This is a genomic window from Luteolibacter sp. (assembly GCF_058122085.1).
In genome coordinates, this window is the sequence record NZ_JBIKBQ010000132.1 from 1 (window position 1) to 10133 (window position 10133).

Below are 10133 nucleotides of genomic sequence, written 5' to 3' on the forward strand. Positions count from 1 at the left end.
CGGAAAATACGTGAACGTGGGCGTCGAGACCTGCACCGCTCCGCCACGCACCAGCGCGCCGCCCTGATCGACGAGCCAGTTGTAGCGGATGGCGCCGACGGCGACGTTGTAGCCCACGCCGAAGTGTTCGCCGCCAAAGTTGACCGCCGGATTGGTGAACATGTGGCCGTTGGTCGGCGCGATCGGACCGCTGGGAATAGCGGTGTAGGATGCCCAAGTGCCATCCGTGTTCTTCTTGCTCTCCCAGCGGATGACGCACTTGGGATGCCCGGCCACCGAGTCGTCCTGGGTGATTTTCGGCGTGCCGTAGTGGTTGTAGTCGTAGGTGTAGCTGATGTCGGTGCTGCGGCAGTCTTCGAGTTCGATCTCGAAACCGTGGCACTCGCTGTTGGTGTCATTGACGGTGTCGAAGTTGTTAATGCTGCCGTAGGCGATGCTCGCGCGGGCGGAGCCGGCGAGGAGCGGGATGACGCATGCGCCGAGCTGCCATGCCAGACGGAGCCGGTGAGGAATGGTGGATGGGATTTTCATGATGAGATTATTTATTGTTAGTGTGTTGGTGCGGAAAGGATCAGTCGTTGTCCGGATGGTGCGGTTTCTTTTCAATCGTGGTTTCACCACCGCCTGCCTGGCGGACACCCACCCCGTGTTGGTAAACCAATTGTCCGCCGTAGTGGCCGGCTTGTATCACGCACCATGAAGCGCCAAGGGCGACCAGCGCGGTGAGTGCCGCGGCCCCGCGCGAAACCTGCGGGGCGCGCTTTTGCAAGATGGCCGCGACGCCTGCCGCCAGCGCGGCGATGATGGCTGCATTGCGGGAGCGCTCGGCCCATTCCTCGTGCTCTTCGAGAATCTGTTCGGCCGCGGGCCCTGCCTCCTCCGCCCGGTCCTCGTCATTGTCGCCGGTCCATGTGGCTGCCACCGCGCCGAGCGCCGCAAGGCAGAGGATGAGCGCCGTGAAGCGGGGCAGCGTCCCGGCGGGCCGGAAGAATGAAAGGACCGCCAGTAACGACCCCAATAGAATAAGGGCGATCGGGAAATGGACGATCGCGGGATGAAGCGGATCGGGCAAGCTCATGTCCTGAATGTTCTGGCAGAAAAGCAGGATATGCGAAGCGCTTTATGATAAGAAATTTCTTATCATGCGTGTGGTTGATTGGGGCGCTTTGACTGCGATACTCGGCCATCTCGACATGAAAAACGGAATAATCATCACCCTGTGCGGCGCATTCTGTGCCATCACCCTCGCCCATGCCGCCACGCTGGAAGTGGACAAGGAGCGCAGCAGAATCCAGGTCGATGCCAAGGCAACCGGGCACACGTTCGCCGGGGATCTGGGCAAATACACCATCAAGGCGGAGGGCGACGCGGCCAGCCACAAGCCAAGCGCGCTCGACCTCGCGTGGGACTTCAACGATCTGAAAACCGGCGACGAGAAGCGTGACAAGGAGATGGTCAAGTGGCTCGGCGGCGGAAAGCCGCAGGGCTCGTTCAAGTTCGTGAAATCCTGGGACGAGAAGCCGGAAGGCGGCATGGCCATGGGGACTCTCACGATCAACGGCTTCTCCAAGTCCGTTTCATTTCCCTACACCGTGAAAACCGAAGGCGAATGGGTGAGGCTCGACGGCAAGGTCTCGATGGACTATCAGGATTTCAAGCTGCCGATCATCCGCGCGATGGCCGTGATGACGGTGGACCCGAAGCTGGTGATTCGTTTCCACGTCGTGGGGAAAACCCGGTGAATTTCAAACCCAAGGATTAATTGATGACACCGGACTCATGGTGGCGCAGGCGTGCCGGATGCGCGCGCACGCTGATGGCAGGAAGTTTTAGCAACGGCATGGGCCGTCTTGACCGGGCGGAACCCCGGCTGGCCGCCGCGCTGCAGGACATCCTGGCGCGACCCGGCTCGCTGGTGCGGGCAGTGGCCGCTTACCTGATAGGAATTGAAATGGGCGTGGCCGAGGAAGCGGCGCGGGCCATCGGCTGCGGCATCGAGTATCTCCACACGGCGTCCCTCGTTTTCGACGATCTGCCGGCGATGGACGACGCCCGGATGCGTCGCGGAGCCGCCTGCGTCCATGTGATCCACGGCGAGGCCGTCGCGATCTTGGCCGCGCTCGCCCTGATCAACCGCGCCTACGCGATGATCTGGCAGGGCATCCGCCGCGCCAATCCGCAGCGGTGCGCCGCGGCGGGCGAGTGGGTGGATGGCCGCCTCGGCATTGGCGGCGTGATCGGCGGGCAGGCTTACGATCTGAGTGGCTGGCGCGGTGAACAAAGCGCGGCGGACGTCTCCGAAGTCGCGGCCCGAAAAACCGGCGACTTGCTCCGTCTTTGCCTGGTCCTGCCCGCCATCGTCGGGCGCGGGACGCCTCGGGAAATCCAGATTCTCGACCGCCTCGCCTTGTTGCGCGGCCTCGCCTATCAGGCTGCGGACGACTTGAAGGACGTGATTTCCCTGGAGGAGGATTCCGGTAAAACCGTCGGACGCGATGAAGCGCTGGGTCGTCCGAATCTCGTCGTTGCGGAAGGGCTTTCCGCCGCGCTCCGCCGCTTCCGCCGGTTGAGTGACATCGGTGACCGGGTGCAAGCCGCGCTGCCGGGGCCGCCGGAGCGGTGGATCATGTTGGAAATGCTCAAGGTGCCGATGCCGGTTTCCCAAGCGGATGCGGATTCATCCATGCTCTCGGCGGCAATCTGAATTTTAACAAGAACCGGCATGAGTCTTTGGCGCATGATCTTCACCAACCTCCGGCGGCACCGGGTGCGCACCGCCATCGGCGCGACCGGAATCGCGCTCGGGGTGGCGACGATGCTGAGCGTGGTGGGTCTGCTAGGCGGGGCGGTCAAGATGTTCGAACGCATCCTGCGGAGTGATTCGGAGATGGTGGTGTTCGAGAAAAACGTGTCGGACCTTTTCTTCAGCAACGTGCCGGTGGAGCTAGTCGCCGAGCTTGAGAGGCAGCCTTTCGTGAAGGAGGCGCAACCGGTGCTTTTCTCAATCATCGCCGCGCCGGACCGGCCGGTGGTGACTTGCTTCGGCATCCGCGCGACGGACGGTCGCTTGCGGAAAGGCGAGTGGCTGCAAGGAAGCGCCGCCGCATTCCGTGACGACGGCGAGGGCGTGGTGCTCGGCGAGCGCGCGGCGGATTTCCTGCATGGAAAAGTCGGCGGCACCATCGAACTCGGCCAGGAGGTCTATCCAGTGGCGGGCGTCGTGCGGCTGGAAAACGGCTTTGAGAACGGCGGCGTCTTCATGCCGCTGTTCGCCTGCCAGAAGGCGTTCCACAAGGAGGGCGTCTGCTCGGTGGTGACGGTCGCGTTGGCCCCCGGCCACGAGTCCGCTGAAGTGAAGGCGTGGATGGTGGGGCATCACCCGAAGCTCACCGCGCTGGAGAACGAGGAGTTCAGCCGGAGTTATTCGCAGTTCAAGATCATGAAGACGACCGCCTGGGTCGTGGGCGGCTGCGCGTTCCTGCTCGGCGGGCTGAGCGTGACGAACACGATGATTCTATCGGTTTTCAGCCGGATTAAGGAAATCGCCATCGCGCGGGTCTGCGGATTTTCCCGCCGCCAGGTTGCGATGATGATCTTCGGCGAGTCTCTGCTGGTCTCGGCCATCGGCACGGTCGCGGGCTGGGGCTTGAGCGCGGGCGGGCTGCGGCTGCTCAAGGCGGTGCCGGATTTGCAGGGCTACATCGAGCCGAACATCGGCTGGCAGGAAGTCGCGGGAGCGATGGCGCTCGCCGCTCTCACCGCGCTGGCCGGGGCGATGTATCCGGCGTGGTATGCCGCGCGCTTGAAGCCGGCGCAGGCGCTCAGATTTGAATAACAAAAGGAGAAACCATGAACACTCAGGTATTGGTGGAAGACGTTTGGAAGAGCTTTGATCGCGGCCGCATCGAGGTGCTCAAGGGCGTGGCGTTGAAGGTGCCGAAGGGCGAGATCGTCGCGCTGTGCGGGACTTCCGGCTGCGGCAAGTCCACGCTGCTCAACGTGATTTCCGGGCTGGAGGAGGTGGACCGGGGAAACGTGCGGGTTTCCGGATACGACGTGGTCAAGGAATCCACCCGCGTCGATTTGCTGCGGCATCACATCGGCTACGTGTTCCAGTTCCACCACCTGATGCCTGATCTAACTCTCGCGGAGAACTGCATGGTGCCGGTGATCGCGGCGGGCGGAAACCGCGCGGACAGCCTGGCCCGCTTGCACGAGCTGGCGGTGGCGACCGGCGTCGAGCGGCGGCTCGGCCAGCGGGTGCGCGAGTTGTCCGGCGGGGAACGCCAGCGCGGCGCGCTGGTCCGCTCGCTGATGAACGATCCCGAGCTGCTGCTCTGCGATGAGCCGACCGGCGCGCTCGACGAGAAGAACCGCGAGCGGGTGTTCGATCTGTTGATCGAACTGGTGCGCGCGCGCGGGCGGACGCTGGTTTTCGCCACCCATGATCCGGAACTCGCCAGCCGCTGCGACCGCACGGTGAAGATGCGCGACGGCAGGATCGAAGGATTTTCCAACTGATGCCAGCAAGCCCGTCCGCACCGGAAGACGAGGGTGTCGCCACCGCGGTGGGGCACGCCCTGGGCTGGCTGGTGCTGGGAACCGCGGTGGGACTCTATTTGTCACTGCTTCTGCTCAAACCGGAGTGGCAGTTGGCGGGCTGGACCTACGGCCGCTGGGTGCCGGTGCATTTGAACGTGCAGCTTTACGGCTGGACGTCGCTGCCGCTCGTTGCTTGGCTGCTGTCCATGTATGAGGTGAGCCGCAGCAAGGCCGCGCGTTGGGCCGCGCCAGCTGTCTGGGCGTGGACCGCGGCGCTGGCGATGGGCGCGCTGCACTGGCTGAACGGCGAGACTGGCGGCAAGATTTTTCTCGATTGGAAGGACGGCGCGTTGTGGGCGTTCGTCGTCGCGCTGGTGCTGCTTTGGAGCGTGCTGGCGGTGGCGTGGAAACAGCGCGCGGGCGGTTGGAGCAAGCTGCGGTGGCGGGTTTCGCTTGGCGGAATCATCGGGTTGGCGATGGTTCCGACGGCCATCATTTTGACAGCTTCTCCGAAAACCTATCCGCCGGTGGATCACACCACGGGCGGGCCGACGGGATCGAGTTTGCTCGGGTCTTCGTTGATCGTCGTCGGGCTGATGCTGTTGCTGCCGCGCGCCGTGGCGGGCATTGGAAAAGGCAAGGCGGGATGGGGGACCTGGGCGTATTTTGGATTCTGCTGGGTGTTCTTTGGCGTCGCGGAAGCGGTCGGCGGCACGCATTTCGACTGGTGGCAGAATCTCTCGCTGCTGCTGATGCCGCCGTGGGCCTGGCTGCTGGCGCGCGACTGGAGCGGCTTTGAATGGCCTGCCGGCTCGCGTGCATGGCGGACGGCGATTTTCGGCTGGTGGGCGCTGCTCGTGCTGACCGGTTATCTGATGTATTTCCCGTGGATCTTGGATCGGATCAAGTTCACGCAGGGGCTCGTCGCTCATTCCCATCTCGCGATGGCAGGCTTCACCACCTCGTTCTGCGCGCTGCTGACAGTGATTCTAACCGACAAGCGGCTGGGCGGCTCGATCACGGTGGGCGTCTGGCATCTGGCGGTGGTGGCGATGATTGTGACTTTGGCAGCGATGGGCTGGCGTGAAGGCGCCGGGCCGTCATGGATGTTGATAAACCCCGCCTGGCGCGAGTTGGGGCTGGTGGTGCGCGGCGCATGCGGCGTGGCGATGCTGTCGGTTTCCTGCGTCTGGCTAACCCAATGGAAAACAAGATGAACAAGGTGAAATTTCTCAGGTCGTGGAGTGCCGCGGTGGGATCGATGGATGCGATGACCGGGCTGTTGCTGATATTGGTTCCGGCGCTGGTTCTGCGAATGTTGAAAATCGAGCCGCCATCGCCGGACGCGCTGGTGTTCCTGAGTTGGATCGGTGTCTTCGTCATGGCGGTGGGCTTGAGTTACGCAATGGCGTTAGGCGGGCGCACCCGTGGCGAGACGGTCTGGACTTTCACGGCGCTGGTGAGGATTCTGGTCGCATTGTTTCTGGTAATCCGGATTCTTGACGGGACGATGGATAAAACCTGGGCGTTGGTGGGCGCTTCCGACGGAATCGTGGGTGTCCTGCAAATCGTGATCCTGCGTGCGGGCTGGTGGAAAAAAGTTCCCAAATGAAAGTGGTCGAGCTTCGCGCGGCCGTCGTGGTGGCGGCGGTGTATGGCTATTTTTTGATTTTCGCGCAGTTCTCGTTCGTCGAGTTGCTGCGGGCGGGCGGGGCAAGCCTGATGGAGGAAAAGGCGGCGCTCGGCGCGATGGCGGTGGCCGGGATGGCGAGCGGGTTTTTAGCCGCATGGCGCGGCGCAAGTCCGTCGATACTTCGAATCGCTTTGGGAGTGGCGGCGCTGGGCGCGGCGCTCGCGCCGTTTTGCAAGGCGATGCCGGGCGCGCTTGGCGTGGCGGTGGCGGCCGGATGCGCGCTGGGCGTGGCTACGGTGTGCCTCGCGGCGATGCTGCCCGCCTGGTGCGGCGTGGCTTGGGTCGGAGTCGGCACGGGTCTGGGTTACGCGTGCTGCAATCTGCCCGCGGTTTTCACGCAGTCTCCAACAGGCCAGGCGTGGGTGGGCGCGGGCTTTGCGATCGTTGGATTGTTAGCAGTGCCGTCCGTTACGGAGCGGCGGGCGGATGAGGTGGGGAGGATTTTCCCGATGTGGGGCGCGCTGGTATTGTTCACCGCGCTTGTCTGGCTGGACTCGGCGGCGTTCTTCATCATCCAGCATTCCGGGGATTTGAAATCCGCCACCTGGGGTGAAGGTCTGCTGTGGCGGAATGCGGCGGTCCATCTATCCGTCGCCGTGGCGGCGGGAATCTGGCTGGCGCGTGGCGGCGCGCGGGTGCTGCCGGCGTTCGCCTGGGCGATCCTGGCGGCGGCGGCGCTGGCGGTGAACGCGGAATCCACGCGCGATTTCGCGGGCTGGCTCTATCCGGCGGGTGTCTCGCTCTATTCGGCGGCGCTGGTGGCGTGGCCCGGTTGGTTTTCCGGGGCGGCTGATTCGCGGCAGGCCGGTTGGCGGGCGGCGTGGTTATTCGCGGTCGCCGGCTGGTTCGGCTCGGCGAATGGCATCGGCATGGCGCAGACGTTGCAGCGGGTTCCGCCCGAGTTTGTCGCCGCCGCGGGTGGCGTGGTGATCGCGGTGATGGTCCTGTCCGACTTGAAGCGCTGGCGGTCGGCCGTCGCCGTGGGCGCGGTGGTTCTGGTGGCGACCGCATTTCCGAAGAACGCGAATCAAGCAGCCGGTGACGCGGTGGCGCGCGGGCGGCAGGTTTATCTGTCGGAGGGCTGCATCCATTGCCATTCCCAATACGTCCGCCCCGGTTCTCCGGACGAGCAAATCTGGGGACCCGCGCGCAGGGTGGAGGAGGTGTTGAAAGGCGAGCCCGTCCTAATCGGCAACCGCCGCCAGGGACCGGATCTATCCAACGCCGGCGCGCGTCGCTCGTCGGCCTGGCTGAAGCTTCATTTCATGCATCCGCAGGCGCTTGCTCCAGGCACGCCGATGCCGTCGTATGCGCATCTTTTTGAGAGCGGCAAAGGCGACGATCTCGTCCGTTACCTGAAGGAATCTTCCGAGAGCAACATCGGGAAATTGCTGGAACGGGCGTCGAAGTGGAAGCCCGCAGTTACCGCTGCGGATGCTGACGGGAAAGCGCTTTTCGCCCGGCACTGCGCCGCCTGCCACGGGGCGAACGGACTTGGGAATGGTTCGCTTTCATTGGATCTCGTGAGGAAGCCCGTGAACCTCAAGGACGGTCCATTCGTCTGGACGCCTGTGGGTGAAGGCCTGGATTTGAAAATCGCGCGTGCGATCAAGTTCGGCCTGCCGGGCACCGACATGCCGGGCCACGAGGTGCTCGAAGACCGGCAGGTGCTGGCGCTGAAGGATTTCGTCCTGAGACTACGCGGGAACCAGTGAGGCGCTGGCGACGATTTCCTCCATCGCTTCCATGTTTGCCTCGAGCGCGCGGACGAAGGCGAACTGGTTGCGGCAGCGGTCGAGGTTGTGGCCGGGGCGCTTGATCTTGAAATAGGTGTCGCCGTCGAGGTGGTCGGTTAGGAATCGGATGCCGCATTCCAATGTGATCAGCTTCCCGGAAAACGCGAGGTTGGCGAGTTCCCCCTCGTTCAGGAACGTCGCGGTCGATAGATAACCGCGCACTAGCGCGTCGAAGCGGTCGAGGTTGACTCCGATGTGTGAGACATCGGGGTCGTCTTCCCGCGTCGTGGGGGCCGCGGTGCGGACCATGTCGCCAAAGTCATAGAGCGCGGAGCCGGGCATGGTGGTGTCGAGGTCGATCACGCAGATGCCTTCCGCCGTGGTTTCGTCGAGCAGGACGTTGTTGAGCTTGGTGTCGTTGTGGGTGACGCGCTCGGGGATGGCACCGGAGGCGATGAGGTCGGTGATACGCGGACAATCCGCGGCGCGGGCGCGGGCGAAATCGATCTCGGCCTGGACGTCGGCCGCGCGTCCGGCGAGGTTGTTTTTGACCGCGGCTTCGAGGGCTTGCAGGCGCTTCGGGGTGTGATGGAAATCCGGAATGGTTTCGTGAAGCCGCACTCCTGACAGGTTGGCGGTTAGATTCTGGAAGGCTCCGAATGCCCTGGCGGCCTGGTAGGCCTGCTCGTTGCATTCGATTTCATCATAGCCGCGGGCGCCTTCGATGAACGGATAGGTCCGCCAGAGGCTGCCCTCGGCATCGATGGCGTAGGGCTTGCCGTCGTGCGCGGGGATGCAGGTGAGCGTGCGGCGGTGGGCCTCTGGATTTCCCTCGGCGAGCAGGGTGTCGAGCGCGTGGCGGGTGACGCGGGCGACATTTTCCATTACTTGGACGGGGTTTTTGAACACGTGGTGGTTGATCCGCTGGTGGATGTAGCGGACGCGGCAACCGGCCTGGTCATAGACGGCGCAGTAGGTGTCATTGATGTGCCCGGAGCCGTAAACCTGCGCTTCGACAAAGTCGGCGCGCATTTGGAACAGCAGGGAGATCGCGCGGAGATCGTGTGTCATGAGAGGGCCGCTGGATATTCTCCGGTCTCGATCAGCTTGCCGATCGAGGCGACGACGTGTTGCTTGTCATCCGGATAGGTGACGCCGAACCAGCGGCTGGTCGTGTCGAGCACCGCGCAGTCCGCCTTGCCGGCTCGGATCAGCGCGTCGACGACGGTGGGAATGTAATACTCGGATTTCTCCGCCTGGCCGAACTCGGTGAGGAAACGGGTGAAATCCTGTTCGAGGTGATCGTAGAAACACGGAGTGAAAGCCCAGAAGTTCATGGAAACCGGCGACTCTTCGGAGACCGGTTTGCGGCTGCCGTCGAGGGCGTTGCCGCGGACCACGCCGTCGGCGTCGCGTTGGATTTTCACGTATTCCTCGACGCTGGTGAGGAGCTTGTCGGCGGTGAGGGCGCAGATGCCGCGGTTCACGTCGCCGTGGTCGGAGAGGGTGTTGATGAGCGGGTAGCCGATCATGGCGTAATGCGCTTTTTCCTGCTCGCCGTGTGGGGCGGTCAGGAAGGCGGCGGCGCGCTCGTAGGCGTCGCTGCCGTAGAAATCGTCGGCGTTGATGACGGCGAAAGGCTCCTTCACCAGATCGCGGGCGGCGCGGACGGCGTGGGCGGTGCCCCAGGGTTTAGCGCGGCCCTCAGGCACGCTGAATCCTTCCGGCAGGTCGTCGATTTTCTGGAACGCGTAATTGACCTGAATGCGGTCGGCGAAACGGGCACCCACGCCCTGGCGGAAGGCCTCGGCGAAATCCTCGCGGATGATGAAGACCACGCGCCCGAAGCCGGCGCGGATCGCATCATAGACCGAGTAGTCGAGCACGGTTTCCCCATTCGGGCCCATCGGGTCCATTTGTTTGAGGCCGCCGTATCGGCTGCCCATTCCGGCTGCGAGAACAAGGAGTGTCGGTTTCATGGTTTTGCAAAAAGGGCGGCGGCTTGAAATGTCCGCGGTGCGGCCCTTCCAATGCCAATTGGACGCGGTGCTTGCAACCCCCGATATTGGAGGCGGGAAGTTGGGCACGGCGGATTTTTGCACGGGTCATCGGCGGGGTGATGGTGGCGAAGGCGTGGCGGTTGTTGAAGCGGCGCATGTCGT

General features: G+C 63.7%; 11 protein-coding genes and 1 pseudogene. 8 read left to right on the forward strand and 4 right to left on the reverse strand.

The genetic code is table 11. The features are described 5' to 3' along the window. A pseudogene (locus tag AC4DF4_RS16300) lies at positions 1-531 on the reverse strand (hypothetical protein); the annotation flags it as partial. A gap of 40 nt (positions 532-571) precedes the next feature. Then, the gene (locus AC4DF4_RS16305; RefSeq protein WP_490049169.1) at positions 572-1078 is read right to left on the reverse strand and encodes a DUF2231 domain-containing protein; all 507 of its coding nucleotides are present in this window, start codon (positions 1076-1078) and stop codon (positions 572-574) included. 115 nt (positions 1079-1193) lie between these two features. Between AC4DF4_RS16305 and AC4DF4_RS16310 the strand changes: the two genes are divergently transcribed. The 7 genes from AC4DF4_RS16310 to AC4DF4_RS16340 are packed head-to-tail and all read left to right on the forward strand — an operon-like array spanning position 1194 to position 7950. Next, the gene (locus AC4DF4_RS16310) at positions 1194-1742 is read left to right on the forward strand and encodes a YceI family protein (RefSeq protein WP_490049170.1); all 549 of its coding nucleotides are present in this window, start codon (positions 1194-1196) and stop codon (positions 1740-1742) included. 23 nt (positions 1743-1765) lie between these two features. Next, positions 1766-2704, forward strand: a complete 939-nt coding sequence (locus AC4DF4_RS16315) for a polyprenyl synthetase family protein (RefSeq protein WP_490049171.1) — start codon at positions 1766-1768, stop codon at positions 2702-2704. An 18-nt stretch (positions 2705-2722) separates the two neighbouring features. Continuing rightward, positions 2723-3835, forward strand: a complete 1113-nt coding sequence (locus AC4DF4_RS16320) for an ABC transporter permease (protein ID WP_490049172.1) — start codon at positions 2723-2725, stop codon at positions 3833-3835. 14 nt (positions 3836-3849) lie between these two features. Continuing rightward, positions 3850-4521 carry an ABC transporter ATP-binding protein gene (locus tag AC4DF4_RS16325; RefSeq protein ID WP_490049173.1) on the forward strand — a complete coding sequence of 224 codons (672 nt, stop codon included), beginning with the start codon at positions 3850-3852 and terminating at the stop codon, positions 4519-4521. After that, positions 4521-5759 carry a hypothetical protein gene (locus AC4DF4_RS16330; RefSeq protein WP_490049174.1) on the forward strand — a complete coding sequence of 413 codons (1239 nt, stop codon included), beginning with the start codon at positions 4521-4523 and terminating at the stop codon, positions 5757-5759. The genes AC4DF4_RS16325 and AC4DF4_RS16330 overlap by 1 nt, the downstream gene beginning before the upstream one ends. Then, positions 5756-6154, forward strand: a complete 399-nt coding sequence (locus AC4DF4_RS16335) for a hypothetical protein (protein ID WP_490049175.1) — start codon at positions 5756-5758, stop codon at positions 6152-6154. Before AC4DF4_RS16330 ends, AC4DF4_RS16335 begins: the two co-directional genes overlap by 4 nt. Continuing rightward, a complete protein-coding gene (locus AC4DF4_RS16340) occupies positions 6151-7950 on the forward strand; it encodes a cbb3-type cytochrome c oxidase subunit II (RefSeq protein WP_490049176.1) in 1800 nt (599 codons plus the stop codon). The genes AC4DF4_RS16335 and AC4DF4_RS16340 overlap by 4 nt, the downstream gene beginning before the upstream one ends. On the opposite strand, the gene AC4DF4_RS16345 is transcribed toward AC4DF4_RS16340, so the two are convergent. Continuing rightward, entirely contained in the window at positions 7933-9042 is a 1110-nt protein-coding gene (locus tag AC4DF4_RS16345; protein ID WP_490049177.1) for a phosphotransferase enzyme family protein, read from the reverse strand. The genes AC4DF4_RS16340 and AC4DF4_RS16345 overlap by 18 nt on opposite strands. Beyond that, positions 9039-9950 (reverse strand): nucleotidyltransferase family protein, encoded by a 912-nt coding sequence (locus tag AC4DF4_RS16350; RefSeq protein WP_490049178.1) that lies wholly within the window; start codon positions 9948-9950, stop codon positions 9039-9041. Before AC4DF4_RS16350 ends, AC4DF4_RS16345 begins: the two co-directional genes overlap by 4 nt. Between AC4DF4_RS16350 and AC4DF4_RS16355 the strand changes: the two genes are divergently transcribed. Continuing rightward, positions 9949-10133: hypothetical protein (locus AC4DF4_RS16355; RefSeq protein ID WP_490049179.1), on the forward strand; the 185-nt coding region annotated here is incomplete at its 3' end. The genes AC4DF4_RS16350 and AC4DF4_RS16355 overlap by 2 nt on opposite strands.